At 23.8% G+C, this 23369-nt stretch carries 26 protein-coding genes; 13 read left to right on the top strand and 13 right to left on the bottom strand.

The window, feature by feature from the left end; translation table 4 throughout:
* Positions 1 to 105 precede the first annotated feature (105 nt).
* The 4 genes from EHV01_RS00130 to EHV01_RS00115 are packed head-to-tail and all read right to left on the bottom strand — an operon-like array spanning position 106 to position 4186.
* Positions 106 to 1410, bottom strand: coding sequence for a hypothetical protein (locus EHV01_RS00130; RefSeq protein ID WP_422065670.1), 1305 nt, complete (start codon positions 1408 to 1410; stop codon positions 106 to 108).
* Positions 1400 to 2338 carry a hypothetical protein gene (locus EHV01_RS00125; protein WP_422065669.1) on the bottom strand — a complete coding sequence of 313 codons (939 nt, stop codon included), beginning with the start codon at positions 2336 to 2338 and terminating at the stop codon, positions 1400 to 1402. The genes EHV01_RS00130 and EHV01_RS00125 overlap by 11 nt, the downstream gene beginning before the upstream one ends.
* 6 nt (positions 2339 to 2344) lie before the next feature.
* Positions 2345 to 3709 carry a hypothetical protein gene (locus EHV01_RS00120; protein ID WP_422065668.1) on the bottom strand — a complete coding sequence of 455 codons (1365 nt, stop codon included), beginning with the start codon at positions 3707 to 3709 and terminating at the stop codon, positions 2345 to 2347.
* A gap of 15 nt (positions 3710 to 3724) precedes the next feature.
* Complete coding sequence (locus EHV01_RS00115; RefSeq protein WP_422065667.1) at positions 3725 to 4186, bottom strand: hypothetical protein; 462 nt, start codon at positions 4184 to 4186, stop codon at positions 3725 to 3727.
* Between the two features lie 313 nt (positions 4187 to 4499).
* Between EHV01_RS00115 and EHV01_RS00110 the strand changes: the two genes are divergently transcribed.
* Complete coding sequence (locus tag EHV01_RS00110; protein WP_422065666.1) at positions 4500 to 5939, top strand: hypothetical protein; 1440 nt, start codon at positions 4500 to 4502, stop codon at positions 5937 to 5939.
* Positions 5940 to 6028: 89 nt separating this feature from the next.
* Entirely contained in the window at positions 6029 to 6388 is a 360-nt protein-coding gene (locus EHV01_RS00105; RefSeq protein ID WP_422065665.1) for a lipoprotein, read from the top strand.
* A 19-nt stretch (positions 6389 to 6407) separates the two neighbouring features.
* Here the strand turns inward: EHV01_RS00105 and EHV01_RS00100 are convergent, their stop codons facing one another.
* From EHV01_RS00100 to EHV01_RS00080, 5 genes are read right to left on the bottom strand one after another with little or no spacing between them, the layout of a single operon-like run.
* Positions 6408 to 9596 carry a hypothetical protein gene (locus EHV01_RS00100; RefSeq protein ID WP_422065664.1) on the bottom strand — a complete coding sequence of 1063 codons (3189 nt, stop codon included), beginning with the start codon at positions 9594 to 9596 and terminating at the stop codon, positions 6408 to 6410.
* 3 nt (positions 9597 to 9599) lie between these two features.
* Positions 9600 to 10991 carry a hypothetical protein gene (locus EHV01_RS00095; RefSeq protein WP_422065663.1) on the bottom strand — a complete coding sequence of 464 codons (1392 nt, stop codon included), beginning with the start codon at positions 10989 to 10991 and terminating at the stop codon, positions 9600 to 9602.
* A complete protein-coding gene (locus EHV01_RS00090; RefSeq protein ID WP_353487204.1) occupies positions 10984 to 11262 on the bottom strand; it encodes a hypothetical protein in 279 nt (92 codons plus the stop codon). Before EHV01_RS00090 ends, EHV01_RS00095 begins: the two co-directional genes overlap by 8 nt.
* Positions 11262 to 12722, bottom strand: coding sequence for a PBSX family phage terminase large subunit (locus EHV01_RS00085; RefSeq protein WP_422065662.1), 1461 nt, complete (start codon positions 12720 to 12722; stop codon positions 11262 to 11264). The genes EHV01_RS00090 and EHV01_RS00085 overlap by 1 nt, the downstream gene beginning before the upstream one ends.
* Positions 12715 to 13113, bottom strand: coding sequence for a hypothetical protein (locus EHV01_RS00080; protein ID WP_422065661.1), 399 nt, complete (start codon positions 13111 to 13113; stop codon positions 12715 to 12717). The genes EHV01_RS00085 and EHV01_RS00080 overlap by 8 nt, the downstream gene beginning before the upstream one ends.
* A 282-nt stretch (positions 13114 to 13395) precedes the next feature.
* Here EHV01_RS00080 and EHV01_RS00075 point away from each other — a divergent pair, with 282 nt between their 5' ends.
* The 11 genes from EHV01_RS00075 (at position 13396) to EHV01_RS00025 (ending at position 18822) form a co-directional block, all read left to right on the top strand.
* The gene (locus tag EHV01_RS00075; protein WP_422065660.1) at positions 13396 to 14733 is read left to right on the top strand and encodes an Mbov_0401 family ICE element transposase-like protein; all 1338 of its coding nucleotides are present in this window, start codon (positions 13396 to 13398) and stop codon (positions 14731 to 14733) included.
* Between the two features lie 521 nt (positions 14734 to 15254).
* The gene (locus tag EHV01_RS00070) at positions 15255 to 15494 is read left to right on the top strand and encodes a hypothetical protein (protein ID WP_422065659.1); all 240 of its coding nucleotides are present in this window, start codon (positions 15255 to 15257) and stop codon (positions 15492 to 15494) included.
* A 290-nt stretch (positions 15495 to 15784) separates the two neighbouring features.
* Positions 15785 to 15964 (top strand): hypothetical protein, encoded by a 180-nt coding sequence (locus tag EHV01_RS00065; RefSeq protein WP_422065658.1) that lies wholly within the window; start codon positions 15785 to 15787, stop codon positions 15962 to 15964.
* Between the two features lie 48 nt (positions 15965 to 16012).
* Positions 16013 to 16171, top strand: coding sequence for a hypothetical protein (locus tag EHV01_RS00060; protein WP_422065657.1), 159 nt, complete (start codon positions 16013 to 16015; stop codon positions 16169 to 16171).
* A 13-nt stretch (positions 16172 to 16184) separates the two neighbouring features.
* Positions 16185 to 16373 carry a hypothetical protein gene (locus tag EHV01_RS00055; RefSeq protein WP_133165036.1) on the top strand — a complete coding sequence of 63 codons (189 nt, stop codon included), beginning with the start codon at positions 16185 to 16187 and terminating at the stop codon, positions 16371 to 16373.
* A gap of 2 nt (positions 16374 to 16375) precedes the next feature.
* On the top strand, positions 16376 to 16513 hold the full coding sequence (locus tag EHV01_RS00050; protein ID WP_157944213.1) for a hypothetical protein: 138 nt from the start codon (positions 16376 to 16378) through the stop codon (positions 16511 to 16513).
* Between the two features lie 2 nt (positions 16514 to 16515).
* The gene (locus tag EHV01_RS00045) at positions 16516 to 17217 is read left to right on the top strand and encodes a hypothetical protein (protein ID WP_422065656.1); all 702 of its coding nucleotides are present in this window, start codon (positions 16516 to 16518) and stop codon (positions 17215 to 17217) included.
* 1 nt (position 17218) lies between these two features.
* Positions 17219 to 18139: a recombinase RecT gene (locus tag EHV01_RS00040; protein WP_422065655.1), complete on the top strand. Its 921-nt coding sequence runs from the start codon at positions 17219 to 17221 to the stop codon at positions 18137 to 18139.
* Entirely contained in the window at positions 18124 to 18288 is a 165-nt protein-coding gene (locus EHV01_RS00035; RefSeq protein WP_422065654.1) for a hypothetical protein, read from the top strand. The genes EHV01_RS00040 and EHV01_RS00035 overlap by 16 nt, the downstream gene beginning before the upstream one ends.
* Before the next feature lie 194 nt (positions 18289 to 18482).
* Complete coding sequence (locus EHV01_RS00030) at positions 18483 to 18638, top strand: hypothetical protein (protein WP_422065653.1); 156 nt, start codon at positions 18483 to 18485, stop codon at positions 18636 to 18638.
* A gap of 4 nt (positions 18639 to 18642) precedes the next feature.
* Complete coding sequence (locus EHV01_RS00025; protein WP_422065652.1) at positions 18643 to 18822, top strand: hypothetical protein; 180 nt, start codon at positions 18643 to 18645, stop codon at positions 18820 to 18822.
* 25 nt (positions 18823 to 18847) lie between these two features.
* On the opposite strand, the gene EHV01_RS00020 is transcribed toward EHV01_RS00025, so the two are convergent.
* The 4 genes from EHV01_RS00020 to EHV01_RS00005 form a co-directional block, all read right to left on the bottom strand.
* The gene (locus tag EHV01_RS00020) at positions 18848 to 19135 is read right to left on the bottom strand and encodes a hypothetical protein (RefSeq protein ID WP_422065651.1); all 288 of its coding nucleotides are present in this window, start codon (positions 19133 to 19135) and stop codon (positions 18848 to 18850) included.
* 773 nt (positions 19136 to 19908) lie between these two features.
* Complete coding sequence (locus EHV01_RS00015; RefSeq protein WP_422065650.1) at positions 19909 to 21213, bottom strand: hypothetical protein; 1305 nt, start codon at positions 21211 to 21213, stop codon at positions 19909 to 19911.
* Positions 21203 to 22120, bottom strand: a complete 918-nt coding sequence (locus tag EHV01_RS00010; RefSeq protein ID WP_422065649.1) for a hypothetical protein — start codon at positions 22118 to 22120, stop codon at positions 21203 to 21205. The genes EHV01_RS00015 and EHV01_RS00010 overlap by 11 nt, the downstream gene beginning before the upstream one ends.
* Positions 22121 to 22126: 6 nt before the next feature.
* A partial coding sequence (locus EHV01_RS00005) for a hypothetical protein (RefSeq protein ID WP_422065648.1) occupies positions 22127 to 23369 on the bottom strand: 1243 nt, incomplete at its 5' end.

The raw sequence follows: 23369 nt of genomic DNA, 5'->3' as shown, positions 1-23369 counted from the left end.
TRAGTTCAATTATAAGTTGGAATAGGATCTTTTTTAAATCAATTTCAAGGTAATGCACCCTTTAATCAAGTTGTTTTATCTTGTTTCATTAATTAAAACTCCTTTCTAACTTATTCTTTTTCTTTCAATACTTAATGTTTGGATTTCATATTTAACGCCATTTTGATTTAATAAATTAATAACAGCATTTTGATAACCTTTTCTTAAACTAATAGATATTGTAAAAATAGGTAACCCTGAAAATTGAAAGGTATTTCCAACTACTACATCATAATTTTTATCAAATCCTTTTTCACTAAAAATTAATGAACTTTTATAAATAGTTTTGTTTTCTTTTAAATATCCTAATTCAACTTTATATTTATATATTCCATTAGGAGTAACTGGCAAAATATATTGAGTATCATTAGGTTTAAAATCACTAGTATTAACTAATTCTCAATCACTACTCCCGCTAATAGATATATCACCACTCCCTAATAATGAATTACCATTAATAGTTTTAATGTTTGTTCCACTTATTAATTTATCTTGTTTATCTAATAAAATATTATCAATTGCAGCTGCATCGTAATAATTATTTTTTAAGTCTTGAGATGTTTTTACAATATATTTACCATCTTGCTTATCAATATAATCTTTATTTAAATCACTATCTTTAATACCATCTGATGGAATATCACCACTTTGTTTTGCTTTTCAGACATTATCTTCATAATAAATCGTGTTATTATCAAATGGAACTATTAATTTAATATATTCATTATAATCAATTTTAGAAAAATCATTAATAATTGGATAAGTAATATTTATTGAATTATCTGTTTGTAATCGTTCTTTTAATCAAAATAATAATGTTGGATAAAAAGTTTTTTTATTAATATGTTTATATTCTTCTTCTCATGGATGAGCATAATTATCTAAACTATAATTATATGGTCTAGATACTGTTTTACTAGATATAATATCAATAATTTCACCTGCTAATTTTAAAGCATTTTTTACATCACGAGTAATATTTTCATTTGCCTCAGGATCATTAGTTTGTGAGTAAGCAACTCCACCTTGTGAAAATGAAGCACTACCTGTTAAGTCATTAACTCCTTTTGGTAAATATCAATTCATAACTGCTAATAAACAAGCAGATTGAATATAACTTAATCATTTATCATATTCAATTAAACCAGTATTATCTTTTTTAATTCAAGGAAATAAATCTTTTTTATTAATTTTATCAGATATTGTTCCACCTGATAATCTATCCATTCATAAACTAGTTTTTAAAATAGCATTATAAATTAAATTATCATTATAAGCAGATTGTTTACGATCATTAATAGGTTGTCAAAGTTTACTTTCTTTAACATCTTCAACTGTTATAAATAACAAATTACTTAAATTATTTTCCATATAAAACACCCCTTAATTGATTACGATATTTATTTTTTAAATTATTTGGTTTATAACTATTAACCTTTCTTTTGGTTTTATTAATTGCTTTAATAGATTTATTAATCTGATAAAATTTATTTTTAACTGGTGTTTTATATAAATTCTTAATATTTTTAACATCACTTCGGCGTTCACGATATCATTTTTTATTATTAATTTCACCAGCAAAATTAAAATTAAAATGTCCAATCTTTAAATTATTAATAAACTTTTTAATTTGTTGTAATTTTTGAACTGTTGGTAATGTTAATTTAGTAGTTCCTTTGGGATATTTTTCTTTTAATTCTCTTGGTAATCGTTTTTTAATATAATTTCTTAAATGAGATGGTAACCATTTTCTTAATCAATATCTTCAAAATAAAGTTCCTGCATTAGATACAGCATTACTTAATAATTTTCATATTTCAACTGGAACACTAGGATAAACATAAGGTCCATAAAACTTAGGATGTTTTGCTGTTTTTGTATATATTAAAATAGTTAAATTACCTGTTAAAGTTAACTTATTTGTAATATTAAACATACCACTATCAAGTCAACTACTATTTAAAGGTTGTCAATTAGTATTTAGATAATTTTCATTTTTAAATTGTTCTCTATTTTTAATATTATTATCTTTTTCTAATTGACTTAATATTTGTTGTATTTCTTTTTTATGACCTTTTTTAATTAAATCTAAATAAGTAAATGGATTTAATCACTGATAAATATCTTCAACTTTACTTGTAATTTTATTATATTTATCAGTAATATAATTAATTGGTTTTAATACTTTATTTTGAACTTGATTAACTCTATTAATTAAATTTACAAATTTACTTATTAAAGGTTTATTTTCTAAATTAGATACTAATAAAGTTAAAACTCGTAATATTAATAAATTCATTGTTTATTAAGAATTTTTAATTACTACATCAATTGGATTTGTTTGACCAGTAGCRTTGTTTTTACCCTCAATTTGAACTTCAACAGTTTTATTGTTTGTAATATCAATTGGTCAATCTTCACCTTTACTTTCAATAAAGTAATCATAATCATTTTCTGTTAAAGAATTATTTACCGCTTTTACTGATTTTAAAACAACATCTTTAAATTGTGGTTTTAATTGTTCTGCTGTTGTTTGTGTTGGGTCTGTAACGTGAATAGTTGGTTTATCTAATTTATTAATTCCACTAATATCAATTTTATTTGATGATGGAATTACATAATCAACAGGAACTCTAAATGTTTTATTAAGATTACTTTTAGCAGTATTAATTTCATCTTGGGTTGGCGCTTTTTCTAAAATAATTTTACATGTTTTTGGATATAAAATTGTTGGTGTTGCATATTGTACTTTACCAATTCATTTAGGGTTAGCAGTATCATTATCTAAAACTTGTTGAATAGTATCCATATTAATTGGATATGCTCATACTTGTTTATTAATAATTAAACCATTTACATTAGTAAAATTATAACCTTTATCACGGTTAACTTGTCCTTTTGTATATGTTTTTTCTAAATGAAAACTTTTAGATACAGGAATACCCATTGCTGTATTTTCATATAATTCACCATTAACCATTGCTTTTAATTGGGCTTGTGAACCAATTACTTTTAAATACGCAGGTGTTAATCCTAAATAGGCTCTACGACCTAAAACCATAAACATTTTATCTGTTGGCAATCCAAAATATAAATTACTAATTTGATTTGTTAATTCAATCAAAGTTTCATTTAATGTAAAGAATGCCTTATTTGCATCATCAGCATTTTCTGCTGTATAACTACGAAATGGAATTACTTCATATTGACCATCTGCTAAACAATAATCATAAATAGCCTGAATTAATTCACATTCTAAATTAACAAATTTATTTTGTACAACACTAGAAATAGCATCAGCAATAACACCATTTTTAATATTTTGTTCTATTAATGCCAAGTCAAAAGCCTCATTCATTAATTTTAAATTAAATCTCTTATCAATAGGAACTGGAATTCTTGTTAATCCCATTGTTTGAGTTGTMCCACCATTTGGTAATGAATAATCATCTTGTCATACCACACGATGAGTTAAATTATATAATGCTTGTCCYGCATTAGGTAATCAAGCAACTTGTTCGGCAGTTGCTGTTGCATACTGCATAATACTTGCATATTCATTGAATAAAGGTCCACGCAATAAAGCATTAACCATATCAACATACGCTTTTTGGTTTGTTGTATTACCTTCTAATGTAAAAGGTACTTGTGGCAAATTAATTGTTGCCATAATATTCACTCCTTATTATCTAAGGTTTTTAAGTGTATAATCAGTTAATTTTTTAATTTCCTCAGGAGTATATGCTCCTTTTTCTTTAATACTTTCAATTTCATCATTTTTATTTTCAACCGATTTTTCAATCATATCTTTAATAAAATTAGTTGGTGAAACTGACTGTTGTTCTTCAACAAACAAATCAGGTTTTAATTCTTTTAAAGTTTGCATTTTTTCAGTTAAAGAACTACCACTAACTTTATCTAAATTAGTTTTAATATCTTCAATTTTAGTAGATGGAACATCTTTAAAAGCTTTTAATTCATCTAATTCATTAGATAATTTAATAAAGTCTTCTTTTGATATAACATCTTCGCGTTTTTGCACACTTTCTCTAATTTGTTTGGCTTCATTATTAAACTGATTTAAGATATTTTCTGCAATCTCTTCACTTAAACCTTGTTCGATTAATTGTTCTTTTGCAATTGCCATTTTATAAACCTCTCTTTTTTTATTCTTGTCCGATTAACAAGTCAGCATAAACTCTTTTTTGATACAAAAAGATTAAAACTTAAATCAATTATATACCTATAGTTTATAAATACAATACTTTTTATAAACAAATACTAAACTTAATGTATTTTGTTGTTAATTTAGGCCTTAAAACAAGTAATAAGCACTATTTTACCAAGATAAAATTTTGTAAATAATTCATAATTTTGCTTGTATATATATATATATATATATATAATGAAGGTAAATCTTGATAAAAAGTTTCAAGATTAAGAAAAGGAGAAAAACAAGTATGAAAAAATTACTTAGTTTATTAAGCGTATTAACAATTAGTGGAACTGCTGTTCCAACAACAATTGCCGCTAGTCCTTATCAAAAAGAAGAAACTATAAAAAATAGTAATATTAATTTACAAACAAATAATTTAGAAAATTTAAAAAGAAATAAAAGAGCATGATCATCATTTATTAATAATCTTGAGAATATTAATGAAGCTGAAAGAAAAAAAGAAAGAGATCGTTATATTAAAAATAATTATAAAAAAAATATAAATGAATTAGATATTAAAGAGTGGTTCGCGGGGGGCAAACAATTTTTCGCTTCTTTTACCCCTAATTTTTGGGAAGAAATTATTTGTTTATATGATAATAATAAAAATATTAAAATTGAAGACTTCGGTATTAAATTTAATAATATTTTTGATAAACAAGAAAATAATATTATTGATGACAGAATTCAAAATAATAAAAACTATAGTGACATCAATTTTATTGGTAGAGCAGTTTTTAAAAATTGGAATAAAATAAATGATACTTGACAAAAAAGCACAAAAAAACAACGAATAAGAATTAATGGAGAGCTAGAATCACATAATATTTTTTCAAGTTGAGATGCTAATGATAATTATAAAGTCTATTCAATAAATATAAGAGATGATGAAGAATATATTTCAAATAAATATTTAAAAATAACAGAAGATTTTAATTATGAATGAAATAATTGTGATTTAAGTGATTCAAATATTATTAATTTATATTTAACAGAAGATGATAGTAACTATTTTATATTAAATAAAATTAAAGAAATGTTTCCCAAAATAGATATTTTACAATTTGAAGTTACTGAAAAAACACTTTTTACTTTTTTAAGTAAAGAATTTTCAGCAAAAATTAAAGTTAAAGATAATAGTAATATCTATCCTGCGGGATTTCAAAAAAAAATAATTTTTATGTCTAAAAAATTTTTAGAAGAAGACTTGGCAAAAATACTTAGACAAGAAAATTTAATTCAAAATTGAAATTCAAATTTTAATGAATGAAAAAATGAAATTAATCGTCAAAAAATGCAAGATTTACCTAAATATGGTAATGATGAACGTGGTCAAGCTTTAAAAAGAACTTGAAAAGGAAATCATTTAAGTGAACTTAAAAATAAATTATTATCTTTAAATCATATTTTAGAAACAATTGATAATAAATTTAAAATAAATGAATTGTATAAAACTGTTCAAGGATTACAAAAAGATATTGATGATTTAAAACAACAAATTAGTCAATTAAATCAAAAAATAGATAATATAAAAACCGACTTAGAAGGTAATAAAAATTTAGAAACCTGTACTAAAACTGGGGCTCTTATTTCAGCTACTACAGGATGAATTCCTGTTGTTGGAACATTAGTTTCAGCAATTTCAGGAACAGTTTCAGCAATTTGTGATATAGCTAATACATAATAATAAATTAAAAAGGGAAATAATTAATAATTTATTTCCATTTTTAATTAAATTAAATAAACTTTATCAAAAATAGAAAGGAATTAAATATGAAAAAAATATTAAGTCTTTTAGGAACAATCACTTTATTTGGAACAAGTACAACAAGTTTAGTTGCTTGTAATAAAAAATATACAGAAAAAAATAGTGACTATAAAGAATGAAAATCAATAACTGTAAGACAAGATTTTTTTATTAAAGATTATGATAAAAAAACATATTTATTAATTTTCAATAATGTTTTAAGTCCTAACAATAGTTGAAAAGGGCGTATTATTGATAAAAATACATCAGATTTAAGTAAATTAATGCTAGAACCTGATTGAAAAGTTTATTTATGGTCAGATGAAACAAAAACACCATTTATACCCAATATAAATAGTACAAATAGTAAAATAATTGATAAATAAAAGTGCAATTAGCACTTTTTTAATTTGGTTTGATTATAATCTTAACTGTATTATTACTTTTATTAGTAAAATTTAATTTATCAACAACATTTGAAAAAGTTAAATTAACATTATGTCCTCAATTAGGATAACCCACAGCCCCCATAAACCTTGGTCATATAACTTTTGTAAATCTAATTTTTAATTTTACATCATTAGTATAATATGCTTGTAAATATACATTTTGAACATTATTAATGGGTTTTAAATTTGTACCTGATATTTGCATTAAAAATGATATTATTTGGTCTTTATATTTAGTTTTATATTGTGAAAAAGAAACAGGTCATAATTTATCTGCTTTACTTATAACAAATGTTTTAATTTCTGTTGAAATTTCATTTGTTTTAATAATTTTATTTTGAGGAAAATTAGCATTTGTTTCTTGCTCGCTTCCTGCATGGACAAAATTAAAATCAGATATTTTCCCAACACTAAGATTACATTGACCTCTTCCTACAAATAATTCTATATCACTATAACCGTAATTGGCTATTTTATTAGCCTTATTGATAATATAAAAATTATTAAGATTACTTATTTCAATTGTTTTATAAGCATCTTGGAATTTACTGATACTTTGAATAGTTGGGTCAATTTGTTTTAAATCAATTTCTACCTCATAATAACCTTTATATTCTGCTGTATTATCAAATAAATCAAGCCAACTACTTAATGTAGATTTACACTGAGGTTGTACTGTAAAATTAAAATTAATAGGCAATTTTGCATTAGCAAGAATAATATCCTTTGTATAAGGCTTATAGTTATATGGTACTGGTGGCAGAACATATAGTGGGTAATTAAATGTTGGTATTTCATAGTCATGTGGTAATAGAAAACTAGTTTTATAATTAGTTGTCATATCGCGTAAGTAATTATTTAATGTACTTTTTGTTTTACCTCTGAAACTTCATACTGATAATCGTAAATAATCTTCTTCATTATTTGTATATGGGTTATCAGCATAAAAGATAATTTCAAAATTACCTTTATATAATGCTTGAATTGAAAACATATCAATTATATAACTACAATTTGTTCCGTTTGGTGTCTGTAAGAATTCGCAATCATTATCTTTTTCACTATCACTAACTGGTGTTTGAGCATCTATTGCTTTGGTTTTTTCATTAATTAAATAAACTCTATTAGTTTTAGGATTTAATTGTTTTAAATTATAAGTTGAATAAACTAATTCTTTTGTTGGTTTACCATCTTTAGTTAATACAGTACTTTTTAATTTATCAGTTAATAAAGTTGTAAAACCTAAACTAGTAGCATTTGCTCCAAAWATAGCACCAACTTTATCGTTTCCTTGTTCTCTAAATATTTCAAATGGTAAATAACCTTTACCTTTTGATTTTTCAGACCAAAATGCATCATTATAAAAACTATAAATATTAGCACTCATAAAACCATTAAGTCATTGAAAATTAGGTCAAGTTTTTTCATCTTGATTAATTACTCATCCTCATGGAATACCAAATGAAATAAAGTTTAAGAATTTACCAACTCCGCCTGGTATCGTAAAAGGGTTAAAAACTAATTTTTGAGTATAGTTTAAAGGTAATACTGTAATTTGACGATTAATAAAATTATTCATATTTAAAATATCTCAAACATTACATTTACCCATTTTATTATATTCAATTTGAACTTGCCCAACTGTATTACCAAATTCATCTTTTCTTCTAAAATATGATGAAGCTTGGGTACTAATAATATTATCAACATTACCACTATTTACTTTTACTTTATTTGGTGGTGTTATTTTTCAACTTTTAGATCAATAAAATTCAGAATTATTATCTTCTTCATTAATAGTTGTGCCAACCGTAGGATTAGTTGCTGTTGAACTTGCTTTATCAGTTATTACAATACCTTCACTATTTTTTTGATTTCAAAAGTCGTATCTACTTTCCATATCTTTTTTTCAATCTTCATAACCAGTTATCATTGTTGGTTGAATACCTTGAATGTTATATCAACTTACTTCGGGTGAAGCATAAGTATTWATTTTATCAGGTGGACAAGGATACATGTTATACATTAATAAATCYCGTGAATTCATTACTTTTTTATTAAATTGACCTTTAATAATTGGKCGACCAATAACAGGCATATCAAAAAAGATWGGATTACCATAAAATTTAACTGCCATTGCTCTAACGCCTGGGTCTTTTAATAAAATCTCATCTAATTCAACAATTCCTTTATTTARTTTTTCATCATAAGTTATTTTAGGAAAACAATAACCTTCACCTGGGGCACTTGTTTGAATAAATTGTCTTACTGCCAAACCACTATTACTAATTTTGTCATTAATACTTGAAAATGTAATTTCTTGTCATAAAAAACTACCATCATAAGGTGAATAATAATTAATAACATTTGATGGATATAATCATTGTCTATCTTGTGGTGCAGAATTAATATCACCACCACCAATATTTAAACCACGGTCATTAAATACAGTATAAAAATTATAATAATCATTAATATTTAATTTATCGGCATCTTCATCTAAAATTAATAAAGTATATTGTCTTTCTGTTGATTGCTGTGTAAATACTTGTTCAAATTTAGCTTCACCAAATTGAATTGAACTTCTATCATCAATCATATAAGCATCTCAATATTTACCAACTTTAACTTCTTTTGTATAAAAGTTATCTGCTTTATTATCATTATTCATAAAATAACTTAATTTATATTGATTTAAGTATTCTAGCATTCTATTAATATCATAAATGTTTTCACCATCAATTAATTTTCAATAAACATTATTATTTTCATCTTTTAATTTTATCGCAAAAGGTGTTTCATTATTTGCTCATATTGTTGAGTTAACAGGTTGTTTACTAAAATCATTAATAGTTAATATTTTAATTTCTTCACCTTTATATTTTTGTACTATTTTTAAACTACCTTGTCATTGTGCAATAGTACTTTCCATATTATCAAATATGCGTGAATAACTACCATAATCACTTGGTTTAGCATTATTWGGTTTTCAACCTGTTTCTGTATCAGGTATATATGAACTATAAACATTAAAAGGAAATACCATTCAATGTCTATTATCTCGTATGTTTTCTCTAATATCTATTAAAGTATCATGGGCTTGTCTTCTTAATTCTTCCATAACCCCTGGGTTAATTCTACTCATTTTTTAATTCTCCTTAATTTCTGTTCTACCTTGTAAGGCATTTTGATTATTACCAGTTTCATCATATTCTAGTAATTTATTATTATGTTCTATTTCTTTKGCTTGCATTTTATCTTGTCATTCTTCTATTTTTTCAAAATATTTAGTTGCTTCTAATTCATCAATATTATCATATTCAGTTATWGCTCTTATTGGTTCCATTGTGCCATTATCTAATCTAGCAGTAATTAATTCATTTTGTCGCATTTGGTCTACTAAACTAGCACTAACAAAATCAAAACCATAAGGTCTTTCACCAGTACCATCTCATAAACCATAATATTTTAAAACAGTATCAAACATTTTAGTATAATATTGCTTACGATATGCTTGTAAATATGCTTGTTTTTCTAAATCTTTTGTTTTAGTTAATAATGATTGTGTTTTATTTTGGTCATTATCTGATTTATCACCAAAAGGACTAGAAAAATGACATGCTAAATATACTTGTTCAATAATTGCTTTTTGGTCTTCGGTATATGTTTCTAAGGTTGGTGTACCTTGTACTACTTGTAAAGATTGGGATAATTGACCATCTACTGTTGATGAACTTGATTGAACAAAAATATCATCAAATACATCTTGTAATACTTTTTTATTACCTTTGTTATAAGCAGTCATTAAATCATCACTTAGTATTCCATATCAATGCGTACGATTTGCATATCTTTCTTTTGATTTAATATTAAAACTATCTTCTAAATCAAATTGTAATTTATAACAATTTGCCATTGTAGGTCATGGATTTAAAGTTGTTGATGTTGATAAAAATAAAGGATTAGGTTCATTAATCATTTCTCAAAAAGGTACAACTCCTAATTTATTTTTAAATTCTTGTATTAAAACAGGTTTAACATCATCTTTAATTTGTGTTTTACTTTGTCCAACAACTACTTCATTATTTTTAGGTCAACCTTTAATAACTATTTTATCTTTGGTACAAATTAAATTTAATATAAATCCACTATCACTTTGATGATAATTTAATCAAATATCAGCACCTTGTTCAATTTCATTTATTTTACTTACTCGTGATGTAAAGTTAAAAGGGTTAATTCATAAATCAATATTKCCATCACTAGTTTCTAATAAACCAAAGATAGTTTTACCCATTAAACTTGCTGTTAATTCATTTTTATCTAATTTTTCTTTTATTTTATAAGTTTCATATCATCAATTTAATTTTTCTAAAATATCTTTACGATGAGACTTAAATAAAATATCTTTACCATTTACTAATCGCATTTGATGGCGAGCAATAATATTGGCTAAATTAATAGTTCAATCATAATTATAAAATTTTAAAACACTATTAATATCATTTAAGTTTGGTAAACTAGGGAAAGTATTATTCATTGTTATTTTGCTCCTTTAATTTTAAAATAAGTGCATAATTAATAATATTTACTGTTAATAAATTTGGTTCATTTGCTAAAACTTGTACACATACTTTAACTTTTTGATATTTCTTAATATATTCGTTATATAAATTTAATTTACATATTGCGATATTATCTTTTTTTAATTCTTGACAAAGTCTTTTTTTAACTTGTCCACAAACAGACATATAAGGTCTTTTTGCATTTATTACACGCTCATCATGTATTACATAAATATCTTTTTTCATTAAGTTAATCACTCCCTTTGTTGTCATAATTTATAATCTGCTGAACTATTATGTTTAACCATTGGTACTAATTCAAAGTGTAAAGCATAAAAATCACTATCAAATGTATCATCATATAAATCTAACATTCGTTCTTCTCTWGCATCTGGTTTATCTTCTCATTGAATTAATTCATATTGGGTTTTACTTACAGGACATTTTTCTCATAATCATTTTAATTGATTAGTATTTATTAACATTGTAAATGCTTCTACACGATGTTTTATTTTAAACTTCTGCTTTTGTGCTGGTTTAAAWTTCATGTATTGACCAAAAGTATAATTATATTTTTCTCTATTTAAACTTTCTAATGTTGCATAAGCACTATCATCAACATTAATTGATATTCCTTGTTGTATTAAATTAAAATATTGGTTTAATTGATTGTTGTAAAACTCTAAAATATCTTTAACTTGTTCTAATGGTCCTTTAAATTGTTGAGTAGCATTTGAATGAGTATATTCTGCTACTTTATATGCTTTTTTATCAAATGAATTATATATTCAAAAACTAGCAGCGGTTGTATGTCCTTTTGGACTAGTAGAGTTTGCTAAGTCAACACCACCTAATAATTTAGTAGGTTGAATAATATCTGTTGCTTGCATAATATCAATATATCTTGCAAAGATTGAACCACTAGTATTGCCTGGTAAACCTCAACTCCAAACTCTTGCTCTTTCAATATCTAACTGCTCTAATCTTAATTGTTCATTAACTTTATCTTGTGGTAATTCATAATTTAATCTTCAACTAGAATAATGAATAATAATCTTCATATTTCATTTTTCAATATATTTTATTTGTTCATATTTACTACGCATTATTTCTTCATTAAAAGGTAATAATTCATTACAATAACCAACAATATATCTTTTTAAACTTTCAGGATTACATGTATTAATTGTTATTTTATTTTGATAACCACGAATAGCAAACTCTAAATCACTTAAATCTTTTTGTTGAAATTGATCACATTCTTCTCTTCAATCAATAACTAATTTATATTTATTTAAATCAGCAAAAGCTTTTAATTTTTCTTTCCGACTTGGTGAATGTAAACCTTTACAATATATTTTGCTACCATTTGATAAAGTAAAAGTAAAATTTGATAAATTAATAGTATAAGGAATATRATTTTCATCTAACATATTTCATATATTTTGAAATACACTATCTTTTAAATCTTTACTCCAATACATACTAGCAATGATACAAATTGGTTGTTTAATTAATAAACTAATTTTTAATAATTCACCAAACATTTTAATATTTGAAATAGTCTTACCACTATATCGTGTYCCAATTTGATTAATTTCATTAACTAATTCATATTTCTTAGCAAATGGATATTTATCACCAACAGTACTATTTTGTAATAACCAATAAGGTGTTTCTAACAAATAAGTAAAATGATTAAGCATTATTATCACTTTCTTTTTTAATATCTCTAATATCAGTTTGTAAATTAACTATTATTGGTTGTTGATTATTTAAATTTAATTCTTTTTCAAGTTCTTTTTCTTGCAGTGAATATTTATAATTAAAGGCTCGTTGTCAATATAATTTAGCACCATCMGGTGAACGCATCATAAAGTTAATTATTTCACTTTCAATTTTATCAACTTGTTTTTCAAGTAAAGGAACTATCTTTTCGCTCTTGTAAGTTTCATATCTTCATCTGTTAGAAAGGTTGAATTCATTGGCTAAATCATTCAAAGTATATGGTTTATTGGGTGATTTATCTTGCCAAAATTCTTCTATTTTACGGTAAATTGTTCGTAAACTTGCTGTTTTTGGATTAAATTCTTTCATTTTTTACTCCTTTTTTATACTAAAATTGCAATCATAAAAATTATATGGTTAAATATAAGTACAAAATAGAACATATTGAAGAACTTGGGAGAGTTCTTTTTTCATTATTTACATCTTAATTAAAATAAAAAAAGGTAAATTTCTTTACCTTCTTGGTTAAATTAATTTGCTAATAAATAAATTAACAGTTATATTGTAACATATTAAATAAAAATTACTATCTTTTTTTGATTTTTTATTATTTTTGTGATAATGTTTGAAATTAAGAAAAGGGGGTAAAAAATGATAAATGTTGATAACAACTTTTTTAACAATTTTAATATTTTATTAGATAAACAAAGTATTGAAATTATTGAACAAAATTTAGAAAATTATGATGAATGAATTTTTAAAAATTATAAAACTGATGAAACTTTAAAAGAATTTAAAGATTATAAAGCAAAAGAAATAAAACCAAGAACATTAACTATTTTAAATGGAAAAATAACTTTTAAAAGAAGAAAACTTTATAAAATCAATTCAGAAACAGGTAAAGAAGAATATATTTTTCTTTTGGATAAACTTTTAGGAATTAAAAAATGACAAAGAATAGATAATTCTGTTAAAGAAAAAATATTATCATTTATTACTGAGAACAAAAGATATAAAGATATTTTAGATACTATGGAGCATGTAAAAATTAGTTTAATGACAGTATCTAATATTATGAAAAATGCAAAAACTGATGAAGAATATTACTTTAATAAAAGTAATAAAAAAATAGATATTCCACATACTTTATATATTCAAATTGATGGAACTTTTTTAAAAATGTGAAATGAAAATAAAATAGGAAAAGAAAAAATAAAAAAACATAGTATATTTTCAACTGTTTATACTGGTTTTGATAAAGCAAAATCAACTAAAAAAAGACCTGTAATTGAAAATAAATTGGGTGTTATAGAATTGGATAATATTCCAGAATATATTAGAAAAAATAGTAAATTAACTAATTTTGTTAGTAAATTACTTATATTAATTACAAGTTATTATGATATTAATGACAATATTGAAATTATGGTATTAGGTGATGGTGCACCTTGAATTAAAAATATTGCAAAATTTATTCAAGAATATTTTCCTAAAAATAAAGTACATTACACGATAGATAAATTTCATCTTACAAGTAGATTTAAAAAATTATATCCCTACCAAAGTAAAAACAAACAAAATAAAGAAACATATAATAAGGCAGTTGATTATTTTTTTAATGCTAAATATGAAGAATTATTACAATGCCTAGAAAACAGTACTACTTTTATAAAAGAAGCAAAAATGAAATTCTTAAAAGAGACAATTAAATTAATTAAAAATAATGAAGAAGGTGTCAAAAATCAAACACTATGAAATAATATTGGTTGTCACATTGAAGGTGATATATCACATTACTGTAAAGGTGTTTTGGTTAAAAAAGCAACTTATCATGAAAAAACTCTTAAAAATAAATTAAATACCAGCATGATGAATTTTAAAAATAAAATTAATTTATTTAATACTAATGAACCATTAGAAGAAAATAGAATTAATTATTCAGTTAATAATTTTAATAAAAACTTACAACAAAACTTATATCTTTATTAATTTTATATAAGAAATTAAGTAATTTTAATAAAAATATATTTTTTGTTGTGGAAAAATTTAAAAAATACTAAAATATTATTGACAATAAAATTAAAAGTAATACAATTTAAATAAGTAAGTGGTATATTATTCCATAATTTCTAAGATATTAATTAAAACCCTTAAATAATACATACAACCAACAAGGTCGCATGGAAAAAAGAAGGGTTTTAAAAAATACATAGAAATTGAATACGAATAATAAATTAAACCATTTACTAAAATGGTTTTTTTATTTGTTGTAAAACCAAAATTATTAATTGATTCAAAGAAAGGACAGCATCTTAAGTTTTTAAAATAGAAACTTTTTATCGCAACTTTTTGTTACCTTCTTTAAGTTGTGTTACACATTTATTAAATATCTTAGAAATTTTTACAAAGTGTACCTGTTTTTTCTCCTAATTTAAGGTGTTGTCTTTTCTTTGTTTCAGTTAATTAGTTTGTTAATAAATAAAAAAACTTAATAAAAGAAGGAGTAAGTAATGGAAATTAATAAACAACAAAAAATATGTGATGTTATTGATTGCTATAAATCAATATCATTCATTACCAAAGAATTTTTATCAAATAAAGTTTTATGAACTTGTGAAAAACATAAAAATTTATTAAATCATACAAAAGATAAAAACCAAGAGTGGCTTTATAAACGTTTAGAAAATTCAAAAATTATCTTTGATTATAAAACTGGTTTTTTAAAACTTTGATTTTATAAAACAACTTAATGCAGAGTGGAACGGTTATTTTAAATAACTAAGTGTTTTTATTCCACAGGAGGCGGTCTAGCCCAGCGGTAATCAGTCCGGAAATAATAGACGCTTTAACAAACGATAGTGGTGATAAGTGCGCGGTCAACATCGAACCACAATAAACAAAAGAGATGGTCACTTTATAAATAAATTTGCGATAGATATTACTTCTTAGAAGTGACAGCGGTTTAAAAACCACAAAGTCAGCATTAGGCTCTTCAAGGTGCAAGTAGATTTATTTTAAAAACTGAACGCTTTGACCTGAAATGGTGCGGGTGAAGAGAGAGAAAACTCTCTGGCTACAAAAACAAAAAACAACTGTCGATTATTTAACTAACAACATACCACCACCGCTCACCCACAGCGAAGCGGATGGCGTAGTAAATAAAATAGATAAATACAATACTTATATAACTAATTCTCGCTTTGGCACTTTCACTTGGTAGTGAGTGCCAGCGAGTTAAAAAATAGGAAAAATAATTTAGGAGGTAAATATGAAAAAGTTAAATAAAATTTGTCTTAAACAAAAATATTGAGGATATTGCTCAAAATGCAATCAAGAAAACAAATTACAAGAATTAATGTTTAAAAGTTATTCAGTATCATTTGAAGATATGACTGATGAACATTGAGCATTAGGGAAACAAAATTAGGAGGAATTAAATTATGAATAAAAGATACGTATTAATAATGAAATATAATAATTTGTTTGATAAAACAACTATTTTTAAAACAGATTTTTTTTATACATTAGAAGAAGCGAGGATTACTGCTAATGTTGAAAATGAAAATCATTGATTAACAACTATTATTGATTTAGAAGATAGCAATATTAAATGACAAGGAGATAAATAATTATGTGAAAAGATGAAAATGGTTATGTTTATACAGAAGAAGATTTATTTAATTTAGCATTAGATGAATGTTATTCAGAAGAAAGTGCTTATGAATATATTGATAATTTAATTAATGAAATGGAATTAGAGGAAATTTAATTATGGAAGATTTAAAATTAAATAATGAAGTTAAAAATATTACTTATCCGTTTTATTTAAAAGGAAATAATTTTAAAGAATTAAGCTTAAAAGCATTAACAATTAAAAAGTGAATTGATGAAAATGGACAAGAATTAGCAGAATTTATATATCGACAACAAGCTTGATTAATAAATGGAGAATATAAATCACAATCACTAAAAGATTTAAAATTAGTAGTTTCAAAAATTGATTATATTTTTAGAGAACCATTAGAATTAATAAAATCTTTTAAAGATGAATTAAATTTTATTAGAAAAGATATTTTGAATTTAGAAAATAATATTAAGAATAATCATGATTCTTTAAAAAATAATGTTATTAATATTCAATTTCAAAAACAAAATGAAATTATTGAAACTCATAAAAAAGAACAATTTTTAGAAATTAAAAGTGTAGCAAAACAAGAACAAGAATTAAAAATTATTACTAGTAATTTTCGTAAAGAAAAATTATTAATTAAAGATATTGAAATATTAGGTATTAATGATGATTTTTTACAAAAAGCCGATAAATTAGAACTTATTAATCTTATTAAAAATTATTTAACTATTGATGAACAAATTGTTAAAAATGAAATTAAATATCAGTGAGATAGTAATAATGATATTAATTTAATTGGGGTTAAAGGTATTAATTTTAAAATAAATAAAGGAGAAAAATAACATGACAAATATTGTAGAATTTTTAAGAACAGATAAGGCAACTGATTGAATAAAAAGTAAATTTTCTAATGAAAATGAAATTGCAAGATTTAAAAGTAATATAATTGCAATATCAAATAGTAATGAATTATTACAAAAAGCAGATCCAAAAACAATTATGACTGCTTGTTACCAAGGGTCATTATTAAATTTACCAATGGAAAAACAATTTGGTTATGCTTATGTTGTTCCTTATAATACTAAAATAACAAGAATTATTAATGGTCGTGAAATACAAGAATGAGTTAATCAAGCCCAATTTCAAATGGGTTATAAAGGTTATATTCAATTAGCCCAAAGAAGTGGTCAATATTTGGATATGTCAGTATCAGATGTAAAAGAAAATGAATTAGTAAATTATGATCGTTTAAAAGGAACTAGTTTTAATTGAATTCAAAATGAAGATGAAAGAGAAAAATTACCAATTATAGGTTATGTAGCATACTTTAAAATGGTTAATAGTTTTGAAAAAACTTTATATATGACCAAAGAACAAATGGAAAATCATTTTATGAAATATTCTAAAACTTATGCTAAAAATAAATCATTTTATATTGCTAGTTTTGATGAAATGGCCCTTAAAACCGTATTAACATCATTATTAAGAAAATGAGGTATTATGTCGGTTGAATTACAACAAGCATATAAATCAGACCAAGCAGTTATTACAACTAATGATGAAAAGATTTATATTGATAATGATAGTAGTGTCGCCAAAAATAAGGGGCAGATGAGCGATGAACCATTATCAAATAAAAATAATTTTACCCCACCTAATGATGAAATAGTGGCCATAAACGATAATGTAGTTAAAGAAGAAGATATATCAAATGTAGTACCAGTGGTTAATAATAACAATGATGAAGAATGAGCCAATTGATAAAAATAGGTATTGACCCATCAGGAACTGGTACTACGGCTATTGTTGTTTATAAAAATAATAAATTAATAGATAAACAAGAATTTATAAATAAAAATTGAAAAGAACAATATGAATTTATTAATGATATTTTATTATGAAGAAAAAATTAATATTGAGATTATTATGTAAAAAATAAAGGTGAACTTTTTCCAAAAGGATTAAATATTGAAGATTGTTTATATACATCTGCTAATGCAAGTAAAGATAGAGATGATTTATTAAGATTATTAGGAGCATTATCTGTTTACAAATATTTTTTATTAATTGAGTATCACCAAAAAATACTAAATCAGTTGTTAAAAATATGGAAAATTTAAGTAAATATAATGATAGTTGCTTATGGAAATTTGATAAAGATATTAATTTAACTTATGAATATGGTAAAGGTTGAAAATATAAGAATGAAAAAATAAGTAATCATTTACGAGATGCAATTATTATTGCTAATTATGAGAGTTAATATTATGAAACATTCATATAATCAAAAAACAGGAAAATATTATTCTTGTAAAATTCGAAATGTTAATATTTATTTAAATACAGAACAAGAAGAAATATGAAATGAATTATCTTATTTTGAGACTTATTCTCAACGAATAGAATATCTTATCAACTTTTATATAACACACAATAAAGAAAAATAAAAAATAACCAATTAAGGTTATTTTTTTAAATACTATTTGTTAGTTTTTGAATAGCATCTTTTTGTGCTTGTTTTTTGTCATTTACTTTAACTTGTTTTTTAACATTTTTAATTTGACCTGTTTTTAATGCTAATTCTGTTGCGTAATCAGTTCCGCGTAAATGCTTTTCATGGGCAATAACCGCAGTTCGTAATTCTCTAATTTCTGCTTTATATTTTTTAATTTTTTTAGCAGATAATCCAAGAATACCAAGACTACCCATTCCACCAGCACCGGCTAAAACAAGTAAAGCAATCATTAATGTTTCATTCATTTTMTTAATTCCTTTCTTATCCTTACTCAAACAGTGGCCATCTATCCTTTCAGAACAAAATAATTTATAAATTAAACTATATAACCACCCAAAAATATCAGCCACCCCTATATATAGTTTATTTTAAATTTAATTCTTTGTTATTTTCTTCTGTTATANNNTTTTGTTTTTTAATATTTTCATTTTGTATATTTTTAAATATTTCTTCTGTTATGCCATCTAAATTATTTCATTGTTTTGCTAATCTTGGTTGAATAACTCGCGAATTAATCCGACAATCTAAGCAATGTCTTAAATGGTCTTTTTTTCATTTTGATTTATCAATTCAAATTATAATTAAAGAAATTATTAAAGTAATTAAAGGTAAAATTGTAAATACTAATCCCATTTTAGATATTTTTAATCGTGGAATATCAATTTTCATATCTACTTTTGGTTTACTACTAGCAACAAATATGCCTTGAATTCCATGCGTAAATAAAGGTGTTAATAATATTGCTATGCCATTACCTCAATATTGACCATAATTATATCAATTAATATTATCTTTTATTGCATTAATCATTCCATATTCTAATCAACAATTTAATAATAAAAATATTAATGTATAAAAACTAACTACTCAACTACGAATTTTATATTTTCTTTCTCATTCTCTAATATCTTTATGAGTTCAATTATAAGTTGGAATAGGATCTTTTTTAAATCAATTTCAAGGTAATGCACCCTTTAATCAAGTTGTTTTATCTTGTTTCATTAATTAAAACTCCTTTCTAACTTATTCTTTTTCTTTCAATACTTAATGTTTGGATTTCATATTTAACGCCATTTTGATTTAATAAATTAATAACAGCATTTTGATAACCTTTTCTTAAACTAATAGATATTGTAAAAATAGGTAACCCTGAAAATTGAAAGGTATTTCCAACTACTACATCATAATTTTTATCAAATCCTTTTTCACTAAAAATTAATGAACTTTTATAAATAGTTTTGTTTTCTTTTAAATATCCTAATTCAACTTTATATTTATATATTCCGTTAGAAGTAACTGGTAAAATATATTGAGTATCATTAGGATTAAAATCACTAGTATTAACAACTTCTCAATCACTACYCCCGCTAATAGATATATCACCACTCCCTAATAATGAATTACCATTAATAGTTTTAATGTTTGTTCCACTTATTAATTTATCTTGTTTATCTAATAAAATATTATCAATTGCAGCTGCATCGTAATAATTATTTTTTAAGTCTTGAGATGTTTTTACAATATATTTACCATCTTGCTTATCAATATAATCTTTATTTAAATCACTATCTTTAATACCATCTGATGGAATATCACCACTTTGTTTTGCTTTTCAGACATTATCTTCATAATAAATCGTGTTATTATCAAATGGAACTATTAATTTAATATATTCATTATAATCAATTTTAGAAAAATCATTAATAATTGGATAAGTAATATTTATTGAATTATCTGTTTGTAATCGTTCTTTTAATCAAAATAATAATGTTGGATAAAAAGTTTTTTTAGTAATATGTTTATATTCTTCTTCTAATGAATAAGCATAATTATCTAAACTATAATTATATGGTCTAGATACTGTTTTACTAGATATAATATCAATAATTTCACCTGCTAATTTTAAAGCATTTTTAACATCTCTGATAATAGTATCATTTGCTTCAGGGTCATTATTTTGAGAATAAGCTACACCACCTTGAGAAAATGAAGCACTACCAGTTAAATCATTTACTCCTTTTGGTAAATATCAATTTATAACTGCTAATAAACAAGCAGATTGAATATAACTTAATCATTTATTATATTCAATTAAACCAGTATTATCTTTTTTTACTCATGGAAATAATTCTTTTTTATTTATTTTATCTGAAATTGTCCCACCTGATAATCTATCCATTCATAAACTAGTTTTTAAAATAGCATTATAAATTAAATTATCATTATAAGCAGATTGTTTTCTATCATTAATAGGTTGTCAAAGTTTACTTTCTTTAACATCTTCAACTGTTATAAATAACAAATTACTTAAATTATTTTCCATATAAAACACCCCTTAATTGATTACGATATTTATTTTTTAAATTATTTGGTTTATAACTATTAACCTTTCTTTTGGTTTTATTAATTGCTTTAATAGATTTATTAATCTGATAAAATTTATTTTTAACTGGTGTTTTATATAAATTCTTAATATTTTTAACATCACTTCGGCGTTCACGATATCATTTTTTATTATTAATTTCACCAGCAAAATTAAAATTAAAATGTCCAATCTTTAAATTATTAATAAACTTTTTAATTTGTTGTAATTTTTGAACTGTTGGTAATGTTAATTTAGTAGTTCCTTTGGGATATTTTTCTTTTAATGCTTGTGGTAATCGTTTTTTAATATAATTTCTTAAATGACTAGGTAACCATTTTCTTAATCAATAACGCCAAAATAAAGTCCCTGCATTAGATACAGCATTACTTAATAATTTTCATATTTCAACTGGAACACTAGGATAAACATAAGGTCCATAAAACTTAGGATGTTTTGCTGTTTTTGTATATATTAAAATAGTTAAATTACCTGTTAAAGTTAACTTATTTGTAATATTAAACATACCACTATCAAGTCAACTACTATTTAAAGGTTGTCAATTAGTATTTAGATAATTTTCATTTTTAAATTGTTCTCTATTTTTAATATTATTATCTTTTTCTAATTGACTTAATATTTGTTGTATTTCTTTTTTATGACCTTTTTTAATTAAATCTAAATAAGTAAAAGGATTTAACCACTGATAAATATCTTCAATCTTATTTGTAATTTTTTGTAATGGATTAGCATAATATGAAGCAAATTTATTAACTTTATTAATTAAATTAACAAATTTATTTATTACTACATTATTGCCTAAGTTCTCTGCTAATAAAGTTAAAACTCGTAATATTAATAAGTTCATATCTTATTAAGCATTTTTAATTACTACATCAATTGGGTTTGTTTGACCAGTAGCGTTATTTTTACCCTCAATTTGAACTTCAACAGTTTTATCATTTGTAATATCTATTGGTCAATCTTCACCCTTAGCTTCAATAAAGTAATCATAATCATTCTCAGTTAAAGAACTATCTATGGCTTTAATTGCTTTTAAAACGACAGCTTTAAATTGTGGTTTTAATTGTTCGGCTGTTGTTTGAGTTGGATCGTCAACATGAATAGTTGGTTTATCTAATTTATTAATCCCACTAATATCAATTTTATTTGATGATGGAATTACATAATCAACAGGAACTCTAAATGTTTTATTAAGATTACTTTTAGCAATATTAATTTCTGCTTGTGTAGGTGCTTTTTCTAAAATAATTTTACATGTTTTTGGATATAAAATAGTTGGTGTTGCATATTGTACTTTACCAATTCATTTAGGGTTAGCAGTATCATTATCTAAAACTTGTTGAATAGTATCCATATTAATTGGATATGCTCATACTTGTTTATTAATAATTAAACCATTTACATTAGTAAAATTATAACCTTTATCACGGTTAACTTGTCCTTTTGTATATGTTTTTTCTAAATGAAAACTTTTAGATACAGGAATACCCATTGCAGTATTTTCATATAATTCACCATTAACCATTGCTTTTAATTGGGCTTGTGAACCAATTACTTTTAAATAAGCAGGTGTTAATCCTAAATAGGCTCTACGACCTAAAACCATAAACATTTTATCGGTGGGCAATCCAAAATATAAATTACTAATTTGATTTGTTAATTCAATCAAAGTTTCATTTAATGTAAAGAATGCCTTATTTGCATCATCAGCATTTTCTGCTGTATAACTACGAAATGGAATTACTTCATATTGACCATCTGCTAAACAATAATCATAAATAGCCTGAATTAATTCACATTCTAAATTAACAAATTTATTTTGTACAACACTAGAAATAGCATCAGCAATAACACCATTTTTAATATTTTGTTCTATTAATGCCAAGTCAAAAGCTTCATTCATTAATTTTAAATTAAATCTTTTATCAATCGGAACTGGAATTCTTGTTAATCCCATTGTTTGAGTTGTACCACCATTTGGTAAAGTATAATCATTTTGTCATATCACACGATGAGTTAAATTATATAATGCTTGTCCCGCATTAGGTAATCAAGCAACTTGTTCGGCAGTTGCTGTTGCATACTGCATAATA

This window comes from Spiroplasma sp. hy2 (genome assembly GCF_044714365.1).
GTDB classification, from domain to species: domain Bacteria; phylum Bacillota_I; class Bacilli_A; order Mycoplasmatales; family Mycoplasmataceae; genus Spiroplasma; species Spiroplasma phoeniceum.
The sequence above is the reverse complement of the archived record's forward strand: the minus strand, read 5'-3'. Positions and strand labels throughout refer to the sequence as shown.